Annotated in this window: 22 protein-coding genes; 13 read left to right on the forward strand and 9 right to left on the reverse strand. The window is 71.0% G+C overall.

The window, feature by feature from the left end; genetic code table 11:
- Positions 1-129 precede the first annotated feature (129 nt).
- The 9 genes from ACIGWZ_RS12605 (at position 130) to ACIGWZ_RS12645 (ending at position 7,812) form a co-directional block, all read left to right on the forward strand.
- Positions 130-1,269: a hypothetical protein gene (locus ACIGWZ_RS12605; RefSeq protein ID WP_400063622.1), complete on the forward strand. Its 1,140-nt coding sequence runs from the start codon at positions 130-132 to the stop codon at positions 1,267-1,269.
- Between the two features lie 100 nt (positions 1,270-1,369).
- Positions 1,370-2,044, forward strand: coding sequence for a peptide-methionine (S)-S-oxide reductase MsrA (gene msrA / locus ACIGWZ_RS12610; protein ID WP_400063624.1), 675 nt, complete (start codon positions 1,370-1,372; stop codon positions 2,042-2,044).
- Between the two features lie 155 nt (positions 2,045-2,199).
- Positions 2,200-3,597, forward strand: a complete 1,398-nt coding sequence (locus ACIGWZ_RS12615; RefSeq protein WP_400063626.1) for an ATP-binding protein — start codon at positions 2,200-2,202, stop codon at positions 3,595-3,597.
- A 124-nt stretch (positions 3,598-3,721) separates the two neighbouring features.
- Complete coding sequence (locus tag ACIGWZ_RS12620; RefSeq protein ID WP_400063628.1) at positions 3,722-3,928, forward strand: hypothetical protein; 207 nt, start codon at positions 3,722-3,724, stop codon at positions 3,926-3,928.
- On the forward strand, positions 3,915-4,424 hold the full coding sequence (locus ACIGWZ_RS12625) for a DUF6879 family protein (RefSeq protein ID WP_400063630.1): 510 nt from the start codon (positions 3,915-3,917) through the stop codon (positions 4,422-4,424). Before ACIGWZ_RS12620 ends, ACIGWZ_RS12625 begins: the two co-directional genes overlap by 14 nt.
- 23 nt (positions 4,425-4,447) lie before the next feature.
- Entirely contained in the window at positions 4,448-5,254 is an 807-nt protein-coding gene (locus ACIGWZ_RS12630) for a helix-turn-helix domain-containing protein (protein WP_400064409.1), read from the forward strand.
- A 262-nt stretch (positions 5,255-5,516) separates the two neighbouring features.
- The gene (locus ACIGWZ_RS12635) at positions 5,517-5,765 is read left to right on the forward strand and encodes a hypothetical protein (RefSeq protein WP_400063632.1); all 249 of its coding nucleotides are present in this window, start codon (positions 5,517-5,519) and stop codon (positions 5,763-5,765) included.
- A 408-nt stretch (positions 5,766-6,173) separates the two neighbouring features.
- Positions 6,174-6,581, forward strand: a complete 408-nt coding sequence (locus ACIGWZ_RS12640; protein WP_400064411.1) for a YciI family protein — start codon at positions 6,174-6,176, stop codon at positions 6,579-6,581.
- A gap of 16 nt (positions 6,582-6,597) precedes the next feature.
- Positions 6,598-7,812 (forward strand): RNA polymerase sigma factor, encoded by a 1,215-nt coding sequence (locus ACIGWZ_RS12645; protein ID WP_400064413.1) that lies wholly within the window; start codon positions 6,598-6,600, stop codon positions 7,810-7,812.
- Positions 7,813-7,896: 84 nt separating this feature from the next.
- On the opposite strand, the gene ACIGWZ_RS12650 is transcribed toward ACIGWZ_RS12645, so the two are convergent.
- A complete protein-coding gene (locus ACIGWZ_RS12650; RefSeq protein WP_400063634.1) occupies positions 7,897-8,724 on the reverse strand; it encodes a helix-turn-helix transcriptional regulator in 828 nt (275 codons plus the stop codon).
- Positions 8,725-8,933: 209 nt separating this feature from the next.
- Here ACIGWZ_RS12650 and ACIGWZ_RS12655 point away from each other — a divergent pair, with 209 nt between their 5' ends.
- Entirely contained in the window at positions 8,934-9,671 is a 738-nt protein-coding gene (locus tag ACIGWZ_RS12655) for an SDR family oxidoreductase (RefSeq protein ID WP_400063636.1), read from the forward strand.
- 92 nt (positions 9,672-9,763) lie between these two features.
- Here ACIGWZ_RS12655 and ACIGWZ_RS12660 read toward each other — a convergent pair whose 3' ends face one another.
- The 3 genes from ACIGWZ_RS12660 to ACIGWZ_RS12670 all read right to left on the reverse strand — a co-directional run bounded on the left by ACIGWZ_RS12660 (position 9,764) and on the right by ACIGWZ_RS12670 (position 13,206).
- Positions 9,764-10,993 (reverse strand): DUF2786 domain-containing protein, encoded by a 1,230-nt coding sequence (locus ACIGWZ_RS12660; RefSeq protein ID WP_400064415.1) that lies wholly within the window; start codon positions 10,991-10,993, stop codon positions 9,764-9,766.
- Positions 10,994-11,280: 287 nt separating this feature from the next.
- A complete protein-coding gene (locus ACIGWZ_RS12665) occupies positions 11,281-12,549 on the reverse strand; it encodes an Ig-like domain-containing protein (RefSeq protein WP_400064417.1) in 1,269 nt (422 codons plus the stop codon).
- A gap of 318 nt (positions 12,550-12,867) precedes the next feature.
- A complete protein-coding gene (locus ACIGWZ_RS12670; RefSeq protein WP_400063638.1) occupies positions 12,868-13,206 on the reverse strand; it encodes a hypothetical protein in 339 nt (112 codons plus the stop codon).
- 133 nt (positions 13,207-13,339) lie between these two features.
- Between ACIGWZ_RS12670 and ACIGWZ_RS12675 the strand changes: the two genes are divergently transcribed.
- On the forward strand, positions 13,340-13,669 hold the full coding sequence (locus ACIGWZ_RS12675; protein ID WP_400063639.1) for a hypothetical protein: 330 nt from the start codon (positions 13,340-13,342) through the stop codon (positions 13,667-13,669).
- Between the two features lie 58 nt (positions 13,670-13,727).
- Here ACIGWZ_RS12675 and hutH read toward each other — a convergent pair whose 3' ends face one another.
- The 5 genes from hutH to ACIGWZ_RS12700 form a co-directional block, all read right to left on the reverse strand.
- Complete coding sequence (gene hutH / locus ACIGWZ_RS12680; RefSeq protein ID WP_400063641.1) at positions 13,728-15,272, reverse strand: histidine ammonia-lyase; 1,545 nt, start codon at positions 15,270-15,272, stop codon at positions 13,728-13,730.
- Positions 15,273-15,359: 87 nt separating this feature from the next.
- On the reverse strand, positions 15,360-16,475 hold the full coding sequence (locus tag ACIGWZ_RS12685; protein ID WP_400064419.1) for a diguanylate cyclase domain-containing protein: 1,116 nt from the start codon (positions 16,473-16,475) through the stop codon (positions 15,360-15,362).
- 243 nt (positions 16,476-16,718) lie between these two features.
- Positions 16,719-17,540 (reverse strand): enoyl-CoA hydratase/isomerase family protein, encoded by an 822-nt coding sequence (locus ACIGWZ_RS12690; protein ID WP_400063643.1) that lies wholly within the window; start codon positions 17,538-17,540, stop codon positions 16,719-16,721.
- Between the two features lie 465 nt (positions 17,541-18,005).
- On the reverse strand, positions 18,006-19,130 hold the full coding sequence (locus ACIGWZ_RS12695) for an adenylate/guanylate cyclase domain-containing protein (protein ID WP_400063645.1): 1,125 nt from the start codon (positions 19,128-19,130) through the stop codon (positions 18,006-18,008).
- Between the two features lie 434 nt (positions 19,131-19,564).
- On the reverse strand, positions 19,565-20,458 hold the full coding sequence (locus ACIGWZ_RS12700) for a biotin--[acetyl-CoA-carboxylase] ligase (RefSeq protein WP_400063647.1): 894 nt from the start codon (positions 20,456-20,458) through the stop codon (positions 19,565-19,567).
- A gap of 131 nt (positions 20,459-20,589) precedes the next feature.
- On the opposite strand from ACIGWZ_RS12700, the gene ACIGWZ_RS12705 reads away from it, so the two are divergent.
- Together ACIGWZ_RS12705 and ACIGWZ_RS12710 are read left to right on the forward strand one after the other, a co-directional pair.
- On the forward strand, positions 20,590-22,197 hold the full coding sequence (locus tag ACIGWZ_RS12705; RefSeq protein WP_400063649.1) for an acyl-CoA carboxylase subunit beta: 1,608 nt from the start codon (positions 20,590-20,592) through the stop codon (positions 22,195-22,197).
- Between the two features lie 14 nt (positions 22,198-22,211).
- The gene (locus tag ACIGWZ_RS12710; protein WP_400063651.1) at positions 22,212-22,424 is read left to right on the forward strand and encodes an acyl-CoA carboxylase epsilon subunit; all 213 of its coding nucleotides are present in this window, start codon (positions 22,212-22,214) and stop codon (positions 22,422-22,424) included.
- Positions 22,425-22,632: the final 208 nt, after the last annotated feature.

Raw genomic sequence — 22,632 nt, forward strand, 5'->3', positions numbered from 1 at the left:
CGCTGGAGAGTGAATACATACGACAGTTCCCGCTCACTACGATCTCGTCACTCCGATCCGCCTACTCCGATCCGTCACCAGGCTCCACCCCCTCCCCTCTCAGCCCCTCCACCGACCGGGACACACCACATGGATGCTCTGCTCGTGCTCCTCGCCGCGACCGCCCTCGGCGGTTTCGTCTTCCTGCCCTGGATGCGGCGACGGCGGGCCGTACAGCAGACCCGGCAGGGGCTGGTGGTGGCCACCGACCCGATGGCGGGCTATGGCTTCGTGCCGCTCGACGAACTCGACGTACGGCTGCCCGGCCCCGATCAGGAGCTGGACGACGCGCTCGCCCGGATACGGCATACCCGCGACTGGCGCCCGGCGGCGGAGCTGCTGAAGTCCACCGGGGACAACTGGGAGCTGCGGTGGCAGCGGGTCCAGACGCTGGCGGGCTCGGCGGCGTTCGAGCTGGCGCAGGATGGGGCCGAGGACGCCTCGCGCGACGGCGGGCAGCGGGCCGGCGGCATCTGGCTGCGCACCTGGCGGCTGGAGTCCCCCAAGGACCCCGGCGGCGCGCAGACGCACGCCCAGTTCCTGGTCCTCCAGGCGCTGCGCGACCCCGGCTCCCAGGACTTCCGCATGATCCTGGAGGAGGCCCGTACGGTCTGCCGCGAGGCGGCACTGCTGGCGCCCGGCAGCCCCGTCCCGTACATCACGGAGCTGGCCGTCGCCCGCGGCCTGGGCGAGCGCCGCGCCGACTACGAAGAGCTGTGGTCCAAGGTCGCCCAGCGCGCCCCGCATCACATGGGCGCGCATCTGGCCGCGCTCCCGTACTGGTCGGAGAAGTGGCACGGCACCCGCAAGGACGCCGAGGCGTTCGCCGAGCGCGCGGCGGCCGGGGCGCCGGCGAACAGCCTCCTCCCGGCCCTGCCCCTCTTCGCGGTGTACGAGCACCTCCCCGAGGCCAATATGGTCCGCAGCCTCTATCAGAGCGCGGTGGTCGAGCGGGCCATCGAGGGCGCCCACTTCGCCCTGGGCCAGGCGCCTGCCGATCACCCGATGGCCCCGCACGTCCGCCATCTGCTGGTCTGGTTCCTGGTCCGCGCCGAGCGCTACGCCGAGGCGATGGAGCAGCTTCGCCTGGTCGACGGCCATGTGGGCGCCGTTCCCTGGTCCTACGGCCGCAGCCCCGCAGCCGAGTACGCCGCCTACCGCGCCCTGGCCATCGCCGGCTGGGAGCAGCTGGGCGGCACATCGGCGGGCTTCCCGCCGGAGGGCCGCTGACGGCCGTACGGAATGCGGGCCGGTTGCCGAACGTTGCCCCATTGACCGCGTCCCCTCTCCCCTCCTCGTCCCCCTCCTCGCCCTCTGGAGCCTGATCCTGATGCTGTTCTCCCGCTTCAAGAACCACCTCCCCACCCCCGAGGAAGCGCTCAAGGGCCGCCCGGAGCGGGAGTTCACCGTCCCCGACCGGCACACCGTCCTCGGCAACCCGTTGCTCGGCCCGTACCCCGAGGGCCTGGAGACCGCCGACTTCGGCCTGGGCTGCTTCTGGGGCGCCGAGCGCAAGTTCTGGCAGGCCGAAGGCGTCTGGACCACCCTCGTCGGCTACCAGGGCGGGCACACCCCCAACCCCACCTACGAAGAGGTCTGCAGCGGCCACACCGGCCACACCGAGGCCGTCCGCGTCGTCTACGACCCCGAGGTCGTCCCGTACACGGACCTCCTGAAGCTCTTCTGGGAATCGCACGACCCGACCCAGGGCTTCCGCCAGGGCAACGACACCGGCACCCAGTACCGCTCCGCCGTCTACACCCACTCCCCCGCCCAGCAGGCGGCCGCCGAGGCCTCCCGCGACGCCTACCGTGCCGTCCTCCAGAAGTCCGGTTACGGCGACATCACCACCGAAATCCTCCCCGCCGACGGCCGGCCGTTCTATCCGGCCGAGGGGTATCACCAGCAGTATCTGGACCGCAACATTAACGGCTACTGCGGCATCGGCGGGACGGGCGTGGCCTGCCCGATCGGCATCGCCGAGGCGCCGGCTTCAGACAGGTAGGGAGCCGGTACACATACCGGCGTTCGCTACGCCGTGGTCCCACGTGCCAGCTCGCCGGCCCGCCCCGCGCGCTTGCCCAAACTCCAGGACGAGAGCCGTAAGTCTGGCTACCATCCGAGGAGATCGGTCGGGCAAGCGAGGGGGCGGAAACCGGAGTGATCCACAAGGTCTCGATTCCCAAGAGTCAGGTCTTCAAGGTTCTTAAGCTCGAAGAAGGTCACTTTACCGACCTAAAGGCTATCGAGATCGCACCCGCGAAACTCACGAAGGCCATCGCAGCCTTCGCGAATGCAGATGGCGGGGAGCTATACGTCGGCATCGACGAAGGCCCCGAGGGCAAGAACCACAGGTGGCGCGGGTTCGCGAACATGGAGGCAGCAAACGGCCACCTGCAGGTTTTCGATGAACTATTCCCCCTGGGTGGCGGCTTCCTCTACGAATTCCTCACCTGCGATGGGGAACTCGGTCTCGTCCTTCATGTAATCATTCAGAAAACGAAGGACATCAAGTACGCTAGCGACAGCAAGGCCTACATCCGACGCGGCAGTCAGAGCATTCCAGTCGGGCCCGACGGAATGGAGCGGCTGCGGCGCAACAAAGGGATAACATCCTTCGAGTCGGAGACTGTCGCGGCACCCGTCGATCTTATCTCAAATTCGCTGACGATCATCGACTTCATGCTGAGTAGCATTCCCACAGGGGAGCCGGAGGTCTGGCTTCGAAAGCAGATGATGATCGTCACCGACAAGCCCACAGTGGCTGGCGTGCTCCTGTACTCGGACGAACCGCAGGCGGTGCTGCCGAAGAGGTGCGCTATCAAGGTCTATCGCTACAAGACCACCGACCCTGAAGGGTCTCGCGAGAACCTCGCGTTCGATCCTCTCACGATCGAGGGCTCGCTGTACGAGCAAATCAAGCAGGCCGTAGCGAAGACCTCCGAGCTCATCGAAGGAGTCAAAGTCCTCGGGCCTGAGGGTCTCACCTCGATCACATACCCGTTCGAGACGCTGCACGAAATCATCACTAACGCTGTAATCCACCGAGACTACGGAACAGCAGACGATGTACATGTGCGAATTTTCGACAATCGCGTTGAGGTTGAGAGCCCAGGTAGGTTGCCGGCGCACATGACGACGGCCAACATCCTCAAGGAACGCTTCTCGCGAAACGGCGCGATCGTTCGACTGATCAATAAATTCCCCGACCCTCCAAACAAAGACGTTGGCGAGGGTCTGGCGACTGCGTTCGCTGCGATGAAAAAGCTGAAATTGAAAGACCCCGTGATCGAGGAGCGAGATAACTCTGTTCGAGTAAATATTCGCCACGAGCGTCTCGGATCACCAGAAGAAATCATCATGCAGTACCTGGAGACTCACCCGGAAATCAACAACCGGACGGTCAGGACCCTTACCGGGATCGGGTCGGAGAACAAGGTAAAGACTATCTTTCTGCGCCTAATCGACGCTGGGCAAATCGAACGTGTTCCAGGGAAGCGCGGCAGCGCTTCCGCGTACAGGCGCATCGGCACGTCCTCAGGGGATGCCGAATCCTGACAGGTACCGGGGATCAGCGAGTTCCGCGCCTTTCCTGTTTTGGAAAGATCACCCTCTTGACCCTTCCATCACCACCTCGGGAGCATCGAACCTAACAGGCGTACACCGACATGTGGGGGCGAGGATGCTGCGGAAGCTGTCCGGTGACCCGGAGTGCAAGAACGGAACGTGCCCGACGCTGTGGGGCACCGAGGAGGGCACGGACTACGTGGTCCAGGGGTACGTCGTCACCGACCCTGAGAGACTGGCTCAACTCGATCTGCCTGAAGGTGAGACGGCCGTCTTGGTACCGGCCTCGGTCCTGGAGGAGTACTTCCGTGCTCAGCGGTGAGGAGTTCGGCCGACTCTTCGAGACGTTCGAGCGGACCGCCTTTCGACTGGAGACGCTCGCCGTCTACGACGTCGAAGAGGAGCGCGAGGAGCTCGAACGATTCCTCGCGGGTGGGGATATGGGCCCCGACTGGGATGACAATCCTTGGGTGCGGTCGATGACCAACAAGGGCAAGGAAGTCTCGCGTGTCCACGTCCTCCGGTCCCCGCTGACCCACTACCTCCGGTACGAACTGGCCGCCTATCCAGGCAACATCGCGGCCGGCGAATCCATTGGCATCATCGATCTGGCCGAGCATGACGTGAGCGGCCTGCCGGATCACGACTTCTGGCTGTTCGACGACCGAGCCGTGTACCAGATGCACTACACGCCTGAGGGCGCGTTCATCGGTGGTGAGCTGGTCTCCTCGGACGAGATCGCCAAGTACCAGGGCTACCGGGACCAGGCGCTGGCCGCAGCTGTGCCTTTCTCGCAGTACTGGGAGCGGCACCGCTGACCACGGACTCAATCGGCAGAGCCCTGCGGGCACTCCGCGACGCATCCGGTCTCACGGGTGATGCGGTGGCCCGCAGGGCTTCTATGTCTGCCGGAAAGCTGTCGAAGATCGAGACCGGCAGGGTGCGACCGACCGTCCAGGACGTGGACCTGGTCCTCACCGCCATGGGTGTGAGCAGGGAGGTCAAAGAAGAGTTCCTGGCGGCAGCCCGCGCTGAAGCCACCGAGGCCACCGCATGGCGCCTGCTGCGCCGCATGGGCCCGTGGAAGCACCAGAAGACAATCCGGGCCATCGAGGCTGGCACGACCACGCTCAGGCTCTTCCAGGGCCAGCTCATCCCTGGGCTCCTCCAGACCCCCGAGTACGCCTCTTCCGTCTTCTCCCTGCCTCCGGCCCTCCCGGAGGAGTCCAGGGCCAAGACCGTGGCGGCCCGCCTCGAACGGCAATCCGTCCTGTACGAGCCAGGCAGGTCCTTCCACTTCCTGATCTGCGAGCACGTACTCCGGTGGCGCATCAGCGAGCCCGTGGTCATGGCGCTTCAGCTTGACCGGCTCGTGTCCGTGTCCCGTCTGCCCAACGTCTCGCTGGGTGTCGTGCCGTCCGACCGCCGGATGCCCGACTTCCCCATGACCTGCTTCAGCCTCCACGACGACCGGCTCGTCATCGTGGAAACGTTCCACTCCGAGGTCACAACCCGCGACCCGAAGGACGTACAGCTCTACCTCGACACCTTCGAACGGTTTGCCGCGGTGGCGGCCTTCGGCGATGCCATGAGAACCCTGATCGAGGGCATCCGGGATGGATTCTTGCCCCAACCGGAAAGGTCCTAGAACGAGTTGCTCAGCGGGTGAAGCATCGGTGGTGCCGACACCCAAAGGAGGAAATCCCAGTGAGCAGCCCCCGCACAACGACGGACCCGCCGGTTCAACTGTCCCTCCCCCGTACACCCCTTGGACCTGCGCCGGGTTGTGGTGTGTGTGCTGCGCTCGCGAAGCAACGCACAGCGGCGCACGGCGACGGGGACCTGTCCGCGGTCTCGGACTGCAACGTCGAGTTGGCCGCGCACCCCAAGAAGCACCCCGGGGTGCGGTAGTGGACATACAGACGTGGAGAGACGGTCGCACAGCGGCCCTGAACGCCTCCGAGGCCATGCGCGAGGCGCTCGCGGCCCTGGGCCTGCCGGAGAGCTCCTACGCGGCGATACGGCCGCAGGTGACGCCGAGAGGTCAGCCGCTCGTGCACCTGGGTTCGATCCCCGCCGCACACGTCGAGCAGATCGCGGAGGCGCTGCGCAACACTCGGACACACGGCGAGCGGGACAGCGGTGCCCTTCCCATCTGAATCAAGGAGGACCAGATGACCGACCTGTACAACCGGGCGTCTGGATGGACGCCTGTGCGCCCGCCTCAGCCGCTCTGTCCTCCGCCGTGAAGTCTCAACCTGCCGGGCCGGTAAGCGCCCGGTAGACAGTCGCCTGGCCTACTCCCAGGACCTTGGCGATGGCGCCGTAGCTCTTACCCTCGTCCTTCAGCGCCTGACCGGCCGGGGCGGCCGCGTGCCGTCCCGCCCTCGCGTCACGTCGTGGGCCCGGGCACCACGAGGCGGCTCACCCGGGCGCAGCGAGGCTCGTGCAGGCTCGTCCACCGGAGCCGGAAATAATGCGGCCGAGGATGTCGAGAACCGGCGACCTGCTCCGTCCCCGAGGTGAAGGCGACCACAATGGGTCGCACCAGCACCGAGGAGAACACCATGGCCAAGTACCTGCTGCTCAAGCACTACCGCGGTGCTCCGGCTGCGGTCAACGACGTGCCGATGGACCAGTGGACGCCGGAGGAGATCTCGGCGCATGTGCAGTACATGCAGGACTTCGCGGCGCGGCTCGAGGGGACCGGCGAGTTCGTCGACGGTCAGGCGCTGGCCCCCGAGGGGACGTTCGTCCGGTACGACGGTGAGGGGCGGCCGCCGGTCACCGACGGCCCGTTCGCCGAGACCAAGGACCTGATCGCCGGCTGGATGGTGATCGACGTCGACAGCTACGAGCGCGCCGTCGAGCTGGCCGGGGAGCTGTCGGCCGCCCCCGGGGCGGGCGGGAAGCCGATCCACGAGTGGCTGGAGCTGCGTCCGTTCTATGGCGTGCAGCCCACCATCACGGAGTGAGCGAGTGACGTCCGAGGTGAACGAGCTCCTGCTCCGGAGCCTGACGCCGAGCGTGCTCGGCATCCTCGTCCGCCGCGGGGCCGACTTCGCGGCGGCCGAGGATGCGGTGCAGGACGCGCTGGTCGAGGCGATCCGTGTCTGGCCTGCCGATCCTCCGCGGGATGCGAAGGGCTGGCTGGTCACCGTGGCCTGGCGCAAGTTCCTCGACGCGACCCGGGCGGACACCGCCCGCCGCCGACGCGAGGACCTCGTGGAGGAGGAACCGGCCCCCGGGCCCGCACCCTCCACGGACGACACGCTCCAGCTCTACTTCCTGTGCGCCCACCCGTCGCTGACGCCGTCGTCGGCGGTCGCGCTCACGCTGCGCGCCGTCGGCGGGCTGACCACCCGTCAGATCGCGCAGGCCTACCTGGTGCCCGAGGCGACCATGGCGCAGCGCATCAGCCGGGCCAAGCGCACCGTCTCCGGAGATGGGGCCTCCCCTGCTCGAGCGAAGCCGAGAGCTCGGGGAAAGTTCGACCGGCCCGGCGACGTCGCCACCGTGCTGCGCGTCCTCTATCTGGTCTTCAACGAGGGCTACTCCGGCGACGTCGATCTCGCCGCCGAGGCCATCCGGCTCACCCGGCAGCTCTCGGCCGCGATCGACCATCCCGAGGTGGCGGGGCTGCTCGCCCTCATGCTGCTCCACCACGCCCGGCGGGCCGGCCGGACGGCGCCGGACGGGGGCCTGGTGCCGCTCGCGGAGCAGGACCGCGGCCGGTGGGACACCGCGTCGATCGCCGAGGGCGTCGCGATCCTGCAGGCGGCCCTGGCGCGCGACCGGCTGGGCGAGTTCCAGGCCCAGGCCGCCATCGCGGCGCTCCACGCCGACGCCCCCACCGCCGAGGAGACCGACTGGGTGCAGATCGTGGAGTGGTACGACGAGCTCGTGGGCCTGACCGACAGTCCGGTCGTCCGGCTCAACCGCGCGGTGGCCGTCGGTGAGGCCGACGGGCCGCGCGCCGGGCTGGCGGCGCTCGCGGAGCTGGACGACGCTTCCCCGGGCTCTTCGGGCGGGGGCCGACGCGTTCCCCGCCACGCCGCGGTGGCGGCGTACCTCCACGAGCGCGACGGCGATCCGGCGACGGCGGCACGGCTGTACGCCGAGGCGGCCCACCAGGCGCCCAACCTCGCCGAGCGCGATCACCTGACGCGCCAGGCCGCCCGGCTCAACGCCCGCCTGCGTCGCTGACGGGTCGCGTTCGGAGGTCGCAAGTCGCCGTCCGGTCCGTCCGACGACGCCGCCGCCGTCCGGTCCTGTCTCCGGGCTTCGGCTTCAGCCGCCGGGCACGGCCGGGTCGGCGTCGGCCCGTTCACCGCCTTCGACATAGACCACCAGCGTCTGTTCCCGCTGTTCGGCCAGGTGGAATGCGGTGTAGGCGTAGGCGACCGGTCCGCGTGCCGGGTGCCGTAGTCGTTTTCTTCCGCTGTGCCGAGCCTGTACCTCGTACTGGCGCCACCAGGTCCGCGCCTGCGGGCTGCCGTCGTTCAACTCGTCGATCAGCCGGGTGTAGCGCGGGTCGGTGGGGTGGCGTCCGGCCTGTGTGCGGAGTCGGGCGAGCAGGCCGCGTGCCTCGGGTTCCCAGTCGATCACGACGTCCCGGGCCACCGGTTCGAGAAACATCCAGCGGACGAAGTTGGCCGGGCGCTGCGCCTCGTTGTCGATGAGCCGCGGGAACAGTTCGTCGGCCGCCCGGTTGTGACTGAGCACGTCGTAGTTGCCGCCGATGATGTACGCCGGGTTCGGCTGGAGCAGCAACGGCACGGCCGCCGCCTCGGCCTTGAGCGGCTCGCGTTCCTCGGGTTCGACCGTGGCGGCGTGACCGGCGAGCTGGTGAAGATGAGCGCGTTCGTGCCGGTCGAGCCGCAGCGCCTCGGCCAGGGCGGTCAGCACCTGTGCGGAGGCGCGGATCTCCCGCCCCTGCTCCAGGTACGTGTACCACGTGGCGCTGATCCCGGCCAGCAGTGCCAGTTCCTCCCGGCGGAGCCCGGGAGTCCGACGGCGGGCGGTCCCCGGCAGGCCGACCTCGTCGGGGGTGAGGCGCTCCCGCCGGCTGCGCAGGAACGCACCCAACTGACGGCGTTGGTCCGGCTGTAGTGCCATGGCAGCACCTCTGGTTCCAGAATAAGGAGATTCTGGATACCAGGCTAAGGCTCCCTCAGACTCGGACGCGAGCGCAGGTCGTGACCGTGCCGACGGCCTCATACGGTCACGTCGGCACCCGGCCGTCCGGTGGACAGCGGCCCCGGCGCTCGTTCGGGAGCCGCTGCCCCGGGCCTCGGACCCTGGTACTGCAAGGAAGGGAAGTCCTCATGTCCGGAATCGAGGGCAAAGTGGTGGCGATCACGGGAGCCAGCAGCGGCATCGGCGAGGCGACCGCGCTGCTGCTCGCCGAACGCGGGGCGCGGCTCGTCCTCGGCGCGCGCCGGTCCCAGCGGCTGGCGGAGCTGGTGGCCCGGATCGAGAAGGCGGGTGGCGCGGCCGTGCAGATCCGCACCGATGTGACCCGGCGGGACGATCTGCTCGCCCTGGTCGCGCTGGCCGGTGAGCGCTTCGGGCGGCTCGACGTCCTGGTCGGCAACGCCGGGGTCGGCACGATCTCGCCTCTCGACGATCTGCGCGTCGAGGAGTGGGACCACATGGTCGACGTCAATGTGAAAGGTGTGTTGCACGGCATCGCCGCGGCTCTTCCGGTCTTCCGCGCACAGGGCGGCGGACACTTCGTCACCACCGCCTCCACGGCGGCCTTTCGCATCGTCCCCACCATGGCGGTCTACGCCGGTACGAAGTTCGCGGTCCGGGCCATCTGCGAGGGGCTGCGTCAGGAGGCCGGCGATTCCGTGCGGGTGACCGCGGTCTCGCCCGGTGCGACGGCCACCGACTTCGCCGAGGCGTCCACGAACAGCCGGGTCAGAGCGGAGATCACGGCGATGCGGGACCGCCTCGCCATTCCGCCCGAGGCGATCGCCCGCGCCATCGCGTTCGCCATCGAACAGCCCGCGGCCGTTGATGTGAACGAGATCGTCGTCCGTCCTGCTGCCCAGAGCTGACCGGCCTCGGCCGGTTCCCCGCCGCCTCCGCATGTGCGGCCCGCCGGCGCTGCTCGCCGTCGGGTGGCGGCCTGCCGCCCGACGCACGTCCCTCAGGCGCCGTCGCCCAGCCGTGCCCGATCGGCGGCCGCCCGCCCGGCGTGCCAGCCGTCCGCGTCCCGTACACCGCGCAGCCGGACCGGGGCGGTGTCCGGGAAGAGGGCGCCGGTGGTCTCCTCCACCGCGAGTTCGCGGGCGGCGAGGACCGGCAGGAGGTCGGGGGCGGTGTCGGAGGACTCGGCGGCGGCGGCCGTGGCGGTGGCGGTGGCCTCGGTCAGGCGGCCCCGGATGCGGTCCGCGTAGGCGACGAGGAAGGTCTGGCGGAAGTCGCGGGTGCGGCGGGAGCGGCCGCGGGCGGCGCCCCGGTCCTTGTGCGCCCGGGGGAGGGTGTCGGCCGCGCGGTTCATGGCGGCGGTGGCCTGGAGGAGCAGGGAGGTGTAGAGCAACTCGGCGGCCTCCAGGTCGCCTTCGAAGCCGACGAGGGTGGAGAAGCCGATGTCGGCGGCCCAGACGGCCTGGCAGCGGTTGGCGGTCGCCACGGCGTCCAGGAGGAGTGCCTTGGCCTGTTCGTACGGTCCCTCGATGCCGATCCGGACCGCCGACGGGCCGCCCGGCAGGCCGTCCCGGGTGCCGGCCGGGCCGTCCAGGAGCGCCTCGTCGATGCTGTGCCGGGCCATCAGCTCCTGCGCCTTGGCGGACAGCGCCTCCGCCTCCTGAGCGAAGTTCGTCGCCTCGGCCTTGGCCAGCAGGCCCCTGATGCGTCCGAGGGCGCGGGAGGCGGCGGCGCTGCGGGCCTTCGTGGCGGGCGGTGCGGAGGGGGTCGGCAGCGGGGTGATGCGGGGGACCCGGGCGAGGGCGCGCAGGGCCGCGAGGATGTCGTAGGCGGTCTCGAAGCGGGTGGTGCGGCGGCGCCCGGCCAGGGCGTCGAGGTAGCCGCGGTCGGACTCCCACCAGACGTCGGCGCCGAGCCGCCGCAGCTGGTCGGCCCAGCGGGTGCCGCGCGGGGTCCGGGCCGCCGGGTTGCGGGCCGCCTCGGCCGCTATCGCGTCCACGACGAGCGCCGCCCACTGCGCGTCGGCCGCCTCGCGCCGTACGTAACGTTCCAGGTCCGCGGGCTGCCAGCCGCCCGCCCAGCACTGCGCCGCCCCTGTTGCGGCGGCCGCGACCACCGCCGCGCTCACCGCGTCCCAGCCGACGGCCGCCGCGGCGAGCGTCGAGGCGCCCGCCTCGATGGCGTCCTCGGCCGCCGCCCCGTCGGCCGCGTAACGGACGCGGCCGAGCACGCCGCCGACCAGCTCATCGGCCTCCGGGGAGGGGCCCCTGTCTGCGTTTCTTTCGCTTCTGCCGCTTCTGCCGTGCTCCGTCACCTGGTCAGGGTACGGACGGCGGTCCCGCTGCCGCTCCCCGAGGGCCGGGCGGGCGCACCACGCCTCGGTGTCGATTCCCGTGGCGCGCACCGTACGCACGACCACCGCCCGGCGCGCCTCGTTCACGGCGGCGCCGGGCGGTGGTCATCTCCCGTGCGGTGGTGCGTGCGGTGTGGTCGGTCACCGCGGTGGCGGTGCGGGCGTCAGGACAGGGCGCTGCCCGCGACCCACTGCGACCAGTCCATGTTCCAGCCGTTGAGGCCGTTGTCCGGCTGGATGACCTTGTCGCCGGAGTTCGTCATCTCGACGACGTCGCCGAGCTGCGAGTTGTCGAAGAACCATGCGGCGTCGGTGTCCGGGTCGCCGGCGCCGCGGACGTCCTCCAGGCCGATGCAGCCGTGGCTGGTGTTGGCGTGGCCGAATATGCCCTTGCCCCAGTAGTTGCCGTGGATGAAGGTGCCGGACGTCGACAGGCGCATGGCGTGCGGGACGTCGGGGATGTCGTACTCGCCCTTGCCGTCCTTCTTGGCGAAGCCGACGGTGGAGCCGTTCATCCGGGTCTGCTGGAACCTCTCGGAGATGACCATCTTGCCGTTGTAGGTCGGGTGGTCCTTGCTGCCCGCCGAGATGGGGACGGTCGCGATCGGCCGGCCGTCGCGGACCACGGTCATCTCGTGGGTCTTGGCGTCGACGGTGCTGATCTGCGAGCGGCCGACGGTGAAGCCGACGGTCTTGTTCTGGATGCCCTTGACGCCCGGCGAGGCCTCGACGCCGTCGAGGCCGAGCTTCATGGTGACCTGGGAGTTCGGCTGCCAGTACGTCCGGGGGCGGAAGTCCAGGCGCTTGTTGCCGAACCAGTGGCCGACGACCTGCTGGTTGCTGCTGGAGGCGACCTTGATCGCGGACTCCACGCGGGCCTTGTTCACCACCGGCTTGTCGAAGTTGATCGACACCGGCATGCCGACGCCGACGGTCGAGCCGTCCTCGGGGGTGAAGGTGCCGATGAAGCTGCTGGTGGGGGCGACGGTGGTGAAGGTGGAGTTCTCCACGGCCTTGCGGCCCTTGGAGTCCACGGCATGCGCGGTGACCTTGTAGGTCGTGGAGCCGGCCAGCGCCGTGTCGGGCTTCCAGGAGGAGCCGTCGGCGGACGTGGTGCCGGCGACGGTCTTGTGGGCGGCCACGGAGGTCATCGTGACGTCGGTGAGCTTGCCGCCGTTGACCGTGACCTTGGCGTCGTTGTTGAGGCCGGCGTCGGCCGTACCGTCCTTGGGCGCGATCTCGATCTCCGCCTGCGAGGCCTCTTGGGCAGCCGCGGCGTCGACCTGCTGGGAGTTCTCGTGCTTGGGCTTGGGGCTGGGCGCGGCATGGCTGCCGGCGTCGCCGTTCGCCGCGCCGCACGCCGCGAGGGTGAGTGCACCCCCGAGCAGTGCGGCGCCGGTTATCAGGCCCTTGCCACGATTACTGTCCGTTATCACGCGCATCTCCATTGCTACCGAATCCAGAACTCCCGAAAGGTCTCCTGGCAGAACTCCCGATCCGATGAGTCGAGCGGTTGTACGTCCGTGCCTATCGACCGTCTTCCACGACCGCGGAAAAGAAAAGGGGAATGTGGGGGATGCCACTCAAAACGGACGTAAAGGCTATGGATCCACGCAGAGAGGAGGCCCCCGTATGAATCACGTCATACGGGGGCCGGGGTGGCAGGGGAGGGATCGGTGGCGGACGGGTCGTTGGGGGACGGTTGCGCCCGGTGGGGGGTCGGTTGCGGTCGGTGGGGCCGCGGCGGCGGGTCAGGCCTCCGCGGCCCTGTCGTCCGCGAGATCCCACTCCGCCGCGTCCCATTCGGCGTCCGGGTCGTAGTCGGTCATCTCCTCGCTGCTCCAGGAGGCGTGCGCGAGCTCGGTCCCCGGCACGGCCGTGACCAGGTCGAACGGGTCGACGAGATGGGCCAGCGCCTCCGCCGGGTCCTCACGGACCGTGTCCAGGGCCTGCTGGCGCTGGTCGTCCGGGAGCGACGGGTCGCCGCCGATGTGGTCGGCGGCCGCACCGGTCAGCCGGCCGGCGTCGGTGACCTCCATGACCAGTTCGACATGAAGTCGCACAAAACGTGATGTCTCACCATTGCTCATGAGACGGAGGGTAAGCACGTACGCGTCCCGACTTCCCCGCGACCCGCGGCGGTCACTAACATCTGCGGTCAACGGCCGGCGGCCGCGGGACGCGCGACGGCCAATTCGCCGGACCCACAAGGAGGATCGTTCGGTGACCGCACGACGATCGCTACTGACCGCCAGTGCCGCGGGCTCGGTGCTGTTCGCCCTGTGGTTCGTACCGTCCGCGCAGGCCGGCGTGGGCAACGGCGAGGCGGGCGGAGCCGGCCCGCGGGCGGCCTCGGCGGCCCACCCCGGCGCGGCGGCCGACGGCGGCGCCGCGACCGCCGTCACCCGGGACGCCGCCGCTGCCCCGCCCCTCCTCGCCGACACCGGCAGCCCCGAGACCGCTCCGTACGCCATCGGCGGGGCCGCCTGTCTCGCGCTCGGCGCGGGGCTGGTCGGCTACTCCGTCCGCCGCAGACACGACGCGGCCGCCTGAGCGGGGACCCGGGCACCGTCCGGGCACCGGGCGGCGCCGCCCGGCGCCCGACGCTCCGTCAGGCCAGCTCGCCGGTGACCGACTCCGCGGCCCCGACCAGCTTCCCCGACCGCACGAAGGCGTATGCGGCCTCCAGGTCGGGCGCCAGGAAACGGTCCTCGCCCGGCCCCTGGATGCCCGCCGCCCGTACGGCGTCCAGCACCGCGAGGGTGGCGGGGGCCGCCGTCAGCCCGTCGCGCATCTCGATGGCGCGGGTCGCGGCGTACATCTCGACGGCGACGATCCGGGTCAGGTTGTCGATGGCGGTCCGCAGCTTGCGCGCCGCCGACCAGCCCATCGAGACATGGTCCTCCTGCATGGCGGAGGACGGGATGGAGTCCACGGAGGCGGGCGCGGCCAGCCGCTTCAGCTCGCTGACCAGCGCGGCCTGGGTGTACTGGGCGATCATCAGGCCCGAGTCGACGCCCGGGTCGCCGGCCAGGAAGGCGGGCAGGCCGTGCGAGCGGTTCTTGTCCAGGAGGCGGTCGGTACGGCGCTCCGCGATCGAGCCGAGGTCGGCCGCGGCGATGGCGAGGAAGTCCAGGACGTAGGCGACGGGCGCGCCGTGGAAGTTGCCGTTGGACTCAACCCGGCCGTCCGGGAGGACGACGGGGTTGTCGACGGCGGCGGCCAGCTCGCGGTCGGCGACCAGGCGGGCGTGGTCGAGGGTGTCCCGGCCGGCGCCGGCGACCTGCGGGGCGCAGCGGATGGAGTAGGCGTCCTGGACGCGCGGCGCGTCGTCCTGGTGGTGGCCGGTGAAGCCCGAACCGGCCAGCACCTTGAGCATGTTGGCGGCCGAGGCGGCCTGGCCGGGGTGCGGGCGGATGGCGTGCAGCTCGGGGGCGAGGACCTTGTCCGTGCCGAGCAGCGCCTCCAGGGAGAGGGCGGCGGTGATGTCCGCGGAGGTGTAGAGGCGGGCGAGGTCGGCGCAGGCCATCACGAGCATGCCGAGCATGCCGTCGGTGCCGTTGAGGAGCGCCAGGCCCTCCTTCTCGCGCAGTTCGACGGGGGCGATGCCGTGCGCGGCGAGCAGCTCGCCGGCGGGCCGTACGACGCCGTCGGGGCCCTCGGCGTCGCCCTCGCCCAGCAGCGTCAGCGCGCAGTGCGAGAGCGGGGCGAGGTCGCCGGAGCAGCCGAGGGAGCCGTATTCGTGGACGACGGGGGTGATGCCGGCGTTGAGTATCGCGGCCATCGTCTCGACGACGACCGGGCGTACGCCGGTCCGGCCCGTGGCCAGGGTCTTCAGGCGCAGGAACATCAGCGCGCGGACGACCTCGCGCTCGACCCGCGGGCCCATGCCGGCCGCGTGCGAGCGGACGATGTTGCGCTGGAGCTGGGCGCGCAGTTCGGGGCTGATGTGGCGGACGGCGAGGGCGCCGAAGCCGGTCGAGACGCCGTAGACGGGCTCGGGCTTGGCGGCGAGGTCGTCGATGAAGGCGCGGGAGGCCGCGACGGCCGCGAGCGTCTCCTCGGGCAGCTCGATCCGGGCCGCGCCGCGGGCCACCGCGATGACGTCCTGTGCGGTCGTGCCGGCCGTCCCCAGCACCACAGTGTGCATATCCATATTCAGGCACCCTAGAGACTGAATCGCCGGATGTCACGAGTGGATTTACGGATCACCCCTTACACAGCGTGCGCGCCCGGTCGTGCCTCATCTGCGGAACCGGCGGCGCTCCGGACCCTGCCGCGGCTCGGGGGTGTCCGCGAGCCGTACGACCGGATCGTCGGGGCCGCCGTGCCGCCCGGCGACCACCGGCTCCCCCGACCGCTCCGCCTTGGCGCGGTACTGCGCGGCGTCCGCGAGCCGGAAGAGGCGGCGGGCGGTGCGTACCGGACCGATCGGGTCGCCGGTCGAGGCGACGCCGACCGCGACCCCGTCGCCCAGCTCCAACTCCCCGGCGCGCACGCACAGTTCGCCCGCCACCTTGGCCACTTCCTCGGCCGACGGGCCGACCGAGAGCAGGCAGAACTCATCGCCGCCGAGCCGGGCCACGAGGGCGCCGGGCAGTATCGCGCCGCAGAGGGAGAGCACCGAGCCGAAGCGTTCCAGCAGCCGGTCGCCGACCGCGTGGCCGCGGGAGTCGTTCACCTCCTTGAGCCCGTTGAGGTCACACACCACCAGGCTGACGACCGCGCCGTCCCGGCGGTGCAGCTCCAGCGCCTCGTCGAGGCGCATGTCCACGGCGCGGCGGTTGGCCAGGCCGGTCAGCGCATCGGTGAAGGCGAGCCGGCGGGCCTCGGCCAGGCGCTCGGTCTGGGCGATCCCGGCGGCCGCCACGGCCGCGAGCACGGTCGCGAAGTCGGCGTCCGGGCGGGCGAAGACCGGCTCCCCGATCCGCCGCGCGACATAGAGCTCGCCCCACGCCCGCCCGTGCAGCACGATCGGCGCGACCACGCAGCAGCCGCGTCCGCGCCTTCGCAGCGCGGCCACGCGCTGATGGTTGTAGCGGCCCCGGACGGTGCCCGGCCCGCGCCGGCCCTCGCCGTACGGCCCGTCGGCGGTCTCGACCCAGGCGTCGGGCTCGCCGCCGCCGGCCCACCGCTCGTGCAGAAAGCCGACGATCTCCGGGAACTCGTGCACCGGGTACGACTCGTCCTCGGGGAACTCCCGCTCCCCTTCGGCGAGTTCGCCGACATTGACCAGGACGCGCAGCTTGCCCAGCTCGCGCTCCCACTTGGAGATCGCCGCAAAGGAACCGCCCAGGGCCTGACGCGCCCCCAGGGCGGCGGCGCGCGCCGACTCGCGCGGTGAGTGCGCGGCCGCCATCGCCTGCGCCAGCTCCACCACTGCCCGCAGCCTCGCATCACCGTCGGCCTCGCCCGTCACCGGATCCTCACATTCCGTTACCGTGAGCACACCCTGTACTACAGCGTAGGAATGTTTCACCCTATTCGCGCCTTTCGGGGTGTGTCGCTTGGTACGGCACCCCGCGTCGAGGTGGGCCGGGGGCGGAGCCGTTGGTGGATGCGGCCGGCGGGCGGGGCGCGGGCACGCCCACCGGCCGGTGGGTCACTCCCCCGGCCAGTCCGGGTCCCGCTTCTCGTTGAACGCCGCGACGCCCTCCGCACGGTCCCCGGAGAAGGCCACGCTGCGCCAGGCGCCGTCCTCCAGCTCCAGGCCCGCCCGCAGATCGAGGCCGTGCCCCAGCCGCATGGCCTTCTTGGCCGCCCGCAGCCCGACCGGCGAGTTACGGGCGATCCGCGCCGCCAGCGCCAGCGCCTGCGCCCGGTCCTGCCCGTCCGCGACCAGCTCGTCCACCAGCCCCAGCTCCGCGGCCTCGGCCGCCGGCACCCGGCGCGCGGTGAACACCAGCTCCGCCGCCCTGGCGGCACCCACCCGGCGCGGCAGCAGCTGGGTGCCCCCGCCGCCGGGGATCACCCCCACCGACACCTCCGGCAGCCCGACCACCGCGCTGCCGTCCGCGACGATCAGATCGCAGGCCAGCGCCAGCTCGAAGCCGCCGCCGAGGGCGAAGCCGTGCACGGCGGCGATGGTGGGCACCGGCAGCTCCAGGACGCCCGTGTACGCGGCGCGGGTGTGCGGCCGCTGGCGCATCAGATCCGCGTCCGTGAACGAGTTGCGCTCCTTGAGGTCGGCGCCCACGCAGAACGCCCGCTCATGAGTGGAGCTGAGCACCACGGCCCGTACGGACCGGTCGGCGGCGAGCTCGGCGCACGCCTGCGCCAGGGCGTCGGCCATCGCCGTGGAGACCGCGTTCATGGCCTTGGGCCGGTCCATGACCAGCTCCGCGACAAAGCCGCCGTGCCGCGCGATGCCGACCCAGCCGTCGTCGCCGAACCGCCGCACCTCGCCCGCCGTACCGCTGTCCATGCCGTCCTCCATAGCGCCCTCCCGGGTTAACGACCGTTGACCTGAGTGATCCGGCAGGATCATTTCAGGTACGGGGACGCACGAACAGGAGGGGCCCTAAGGGGTGGCCGAACGCATCCCGTAGGGGGAGCGGGCGCCCCTTGCAGGGCCACAACGTGGCGGGGGCGGGCGGTGTTCCCGCCGGGCCGTCACCCGATCGGCGGGACGCCCCCACGCCCCGTGCGCCGCACCCCCCGGCGGCGCGGCCCCGAGCCCCTCGGCTCCGGACGGGCACAGCCGGGGGCGGCTCGGCTCCAGGGGGTACGGCCCTGGTCGGCACAGCTCCAATCGGTGCCGTCCCGGGCGGTGCAGGCCCAGGCGGTGCCGGCCCAGGCAGTGCAGGCCCAGGCGGTGCAGGCCCAGGCAGTGCCGTCCCGGACGGTGCAGGCCCAGGCGGCTCAGCCCAGGCGGCTCAACCCCAGCGCCTCAGCCCCGGCGGCTCAGCAGCCACGGCTCGATGACGCCCAGTCCGCGGACCGGGCGCTGCCACATCGGCTGGAGTGCGAAGCGGTAGGACGGCGGCGCCTCGCCGGTGCCCTCCTCGGCAGCCTTCTCCGCGGCCGCGGCTTCCGCCTCGGAGACCGGCGCCTCGCCGGTGCGCCCCAGTTCCTCCGCGAACGCCTCGTCCACCAGGACGGTGTCCTTGGGCGCTATCGACGTGAGCCGGCTGGCCAGGTTGACGGTCGTACCGAAGACATCGCCCATCCGGGTCGTGACCGTGCCGAAGGCGATGCCGACCCGCAGCTCGGGCATCGTCTCGTCATGGGTCATGGTCTCGATCAGCCGCAGCCCGATCTCCGCCGCGATGCCCGCGTCATCGGCCGAGAAGAGGACCTCGTCGCCGAGCGTCTTGATCAGCCGGCCGCCGTGCGCGGCCACCAGGTCGGCGCAGGTGGTCTCGAACGCCTCCACCAGCTCGCCCAGTTCCTCCTCCTCCAGCCGGCGGGTCAGCCGGGTGAAGCCGACCAGGTCCGCGAAGCCGACGGCCAGGCGACGGTCGACCATCTCCGCGTCGTCCTGGGCCTGGACGACCCGGCCGGTGGCCGCGGCCAGCTGCCGCCGCCAGACGTAGACCAGGAACTCCTCCAGCTCGGGCAGGAGCAGCTCCACCAGCGGGTAGGTGATCTCGGTGCGGGTCAGGCCGGTGTCCTGAGGTTCGGTCAGGCCCTCCAGGAAGGAGTCGATCTGCCAGTCGGCGAGGCGGGCGGTGGTCTGGCCGGTGGAACGGGCGACCTGTACGGCCATCGCCTCGCTCAGCAGGCCCGCCTCGACCAGACCGGCCAGCCGTCGCAGCGCCAGCACATCGGCCTCGGTCAGCGCCTTGACCTGGCCGATGTCGGCGAAGCCCATGGCGCGCCAGAAGCGGGCCGCGAGATCCATCGATACGCCGGCGGCGCGGGCCGCCTGGAACGGCGTATAGCGGCGGTCGGCGCCGAGGATGAGTTGTTCGAGGCGGATGGCGAGGGGGCCGTCCGGCGCGGCGGCCGCCTCGTCGTCCGGGCCGGTGGCTTCGTCGCTCGTCGGGACGGTGCCCGGGTCGTCCGCGGTCACCGCCTGCTCCCTGTCCGGTCCCTGCGCACTGCCCTTCCGATCACTTCTCGCCCGAGGCCCGCTTCACGGCGGACCGCCCCAACGATACGGCAGGTGTGCTCTGGCTCACTCTCACCGGCACCCCGCAGTGGAGTGGACCGAGGCAGGAGCCGCCGATGGCTGCGCCCGGTACCCGGAATTCCGGCCGCTCACCCTCACCGGCACCCCGCAGTGGAGCGCACCGAGGCACGACCCGCCGACGCCCGCGCCCCGCACCCGGAATCCCGCCGCTCACCCTCACCTCCCCCGTAGCGGAACGGACCGAAACACGAGCCACCGACGCCCGCGCCCCGCATCCACACTTCCGGCGCAGCCCGTCGAGGCGGCGTGGACCGAGGCCGGAGCCGCCGACGGCTGCACCGTGCGCGGTCCCGCCTCCGTAGGTCACTCCGGTGTCACTCCGGCTGCCCCGAATAGCCGCCGCCGACCGCCCGCAGATGCACGATGTCCCCGGCCGCCACCGGCTGCTGCACGCCGTCCGCGGTCGCCAGGATCAGGCGTCCGTCGCCGTCGATGGCCACCGCCTCGCCGAGCAGCTCGGCGTCACCGGGGAGTTCGGCCCGTACGGAGCGGCCCAGGGTGGCGCAGCCGGCCGCGTAGGTGTCCTGGAGGCGGCTGGCCGCGGGGTCGCCGACGGCGTCCTGCCACTTGCCGTACCACTCCTCCAGCGAGCGCAGTACGGCGCGCAGCAGCGGGTCGCGGTCGGTGCCGCGGGCGCCCGCCAGGGCGAGCGAGCCCGCGGTGGGCACCGGCAGTTCGTCGGCGTGGAGGGAGACGTTGAGGCCGATGCCGACGACGACGCCGTCGCCGGCGCGTTCGGCGAGGATGCCGCCGGTCTTGCGCTCGATGCCGTCCACCGTGACCAGGAGGTCGTTGGGCCACTTCAGCGCCGTGTCGACGCCGGCCGAGCGGGCGAGGGCGGCGGCGGTGGCCACGCCGGTCAACAGCGGCAGCCAGCCCCAGCGCGCCATCGGGACGCGGGGGGTGAGGTAGACGGAGAAGAAGAGCCCCGAGCGCGGCGGTGCCGACCAGCGGCGATCCAGCCGGCCGCGGCCGGCCGACTGCTCCTCGGCGATGAGGACGGCGCCTTCGGTGATCTCGCCCTTGGCGGCGCGTGCGGCGAGGTCGGTGTTGGTGGAGCCGGTCGAGGCGACGACGTCCAGGGAGGTCCACAGCGAGCCGGGGCGCAGCAGGGCCCGGCGCAGGGCGTGCTCGCTCAGCGGCGGGCGCTCCAGATCGGACCAGCGGCCTGCATCTTTGTCCCGGTTTCCCGGTGGTTGAGGCGTCATGGGGCCAGCCTAGGTGTGGTCAACGACGCAGTGCCGCAGAGCAGTCCCGCCGATACGCTACGAGTCGGTAGCCACACCCGTACCGCCCTCAGTACGAGCACCAGTCCAGGACGAGCAGGAGCCGCATCCCGATGTCCGAGCCGGAAGCAACCGCCTTGAACAATTCAGGCATCCACACCACCGCGGGCAAGCTGGCGGATCTCCAGCGGCGGGTCGAAGAGGCCACGCATGCCGGTTCCGCCCGCGCGGTGGAAAAGCAGCACGCGAAAGGGAAGCTGACGGCGCGTGAGCGCATCGGTCTGCTTCTGGACGAGGGCTCGTTCGTCGAGCTCGACGAGTTCGCGCGGCACCGGTCGACGAATTTCGGCATCGAGAAGAACCGCCCGTACGGCGACGGTGTCGTCACCGGTTACGGCACGGTCGACGGCCGCCCGGTGTGCGTCTACAGCCAGGACTTCACGATCTTCGGCGGGTCGCTGGGCGAGGTCTACGGCGAGAAGATCGTCAAGGTGATGGACTTCGCGCTGAAGAACGGCTGCCCGGTCGTGGGCATCAACGACGGCGGCGGGGCCCGTATCCAGGAGGGCGTGGTCGCGCTCGGCCTGTTCGCCGAGATCTTCCGCCGCAATGTGCATGCGTCGGGTGTCGTGCCGCAGATCTCGCTGATCGTCGGGCCGTGTGCGGGCGGGGCGGTCTACTCCCCGGCCATCACGGACTTCACCGTCATGGTCGACAAGACGTCGCACATGTTCATCACCGGCCCGGACGTGATCAAGACCGTCACGGGCGAGGACGTCGGCTTCGAGGAGCTGGGCGGCGCCCGGACGCACAACACCACTTCCGGTGTGGCGCACCACATGGCGGGCGACGAGAAGGACGCCATCGAGTACGTCAAGGGCCTGCTGTCCTACCTGCCGTCCAACAACCTCTCCGAGCCGCCGGCCTTCCCGGAGGAGGCGGACCTGGAGGTCTCGGACGCGGACCGCGAGCTGGACGTGCTGATCCCGGACTCCGCCAACCAGCCGTATGACATGCACACCGCGATCGAGCATGTCCTGGACGACAACGAATTCCTGGAGACCCAGGCCCTGTTCGCGCCGAACATCCTCACCGGCTTCGGCCGGGTCGAGGGGCACTCGGTCGGCATCGTCGCCAACCAGCCGATGCAGTTCGCCGGCTGCCTGGACATCAATGCGAGCGAGAAGGCCGCGCGCTTCGTGCGCACCTGCGACGCCTACAACATCCCGGTGATCACCTTCGTGGACGTGCCCGGCTTCCTGCCGGGGACGGACCAGGAGTACGACGGCATCATCCGCCGCGGCGCCAAGCTGATCTACGCCTACGCGGAGGCGACGGTGCCGCTGATCACCGTCATCACGCGGAAGGCGTTCGGCGGCGCGTACGACGTCATGGGGTCCAAGCACCTGGGCGCCGACCTCAACCTCGCCTGGCCGACCGCGCAGATCGCCGTCATGGGCGCGCAGGGCGCGGTCAACATCCTGCACCGCCGCACGCTCGCCGCGATCGAGGACCCGGCCGCGCAGGACTCGCGGCGCCAGGAGCTGATCCAGGAGTACGAGGACACGCTGCTCAACCCGTACGTGGCGGCCGAGCGCGGCTACGTCGACGCGGTGATCATGCCGTCCGAGACCCGCCGCCACATCGTCCGCGGGCTGCGCACGCTGCGCAACAAGCGCGAGGCACTGCCGCCGAAGAAGCACGGCAACATCCCGCTCTAGGAGGTCGGTCCACGATGATCAAGGTCGTACGCGGCAACCCCACCCCGGAGGAGCTGGCCGCCGCACTGGCGGTGGTTCAGGCCCGGGCGGCGGCCGCCGCTGCCGCCGCCCCCGAGGGGCCGGCCCGCGGGAACGAGTGGTCGGACCCCGCATCCACGATCCCGGCCCGCTCCCGGGTACCGCACCCGGGGCCGCGCGCGTGGCGCACCAGCTATTGGCCTCGCTGATCCCGTACGCCGGGGCGAACCGGGGCAGGAGCCGTCGTCGGTTGCTGTCCGTGTCGGCCCCGGTCGGTGTGAGATGTGCCGCACCGCCGCCCGGCCGCCCCTGGGAGATCGGTGCACTGTGCACTGACTAGTCCCTCGCGCCGCGGCGCCGGAGTACGCGGACTCAGGCGCCGCCCCCACCACGGGCGCCGGAAAGGTAGCATGAAGT

The organism is Streptomyces sp. NPDC053427 (assembly GCF_044544985.1).
Lineage (GTDB): Bacteria > Actinomycetota > Actinomycetes > Streptomycetales > Streptomycetaceae > Streptomyces.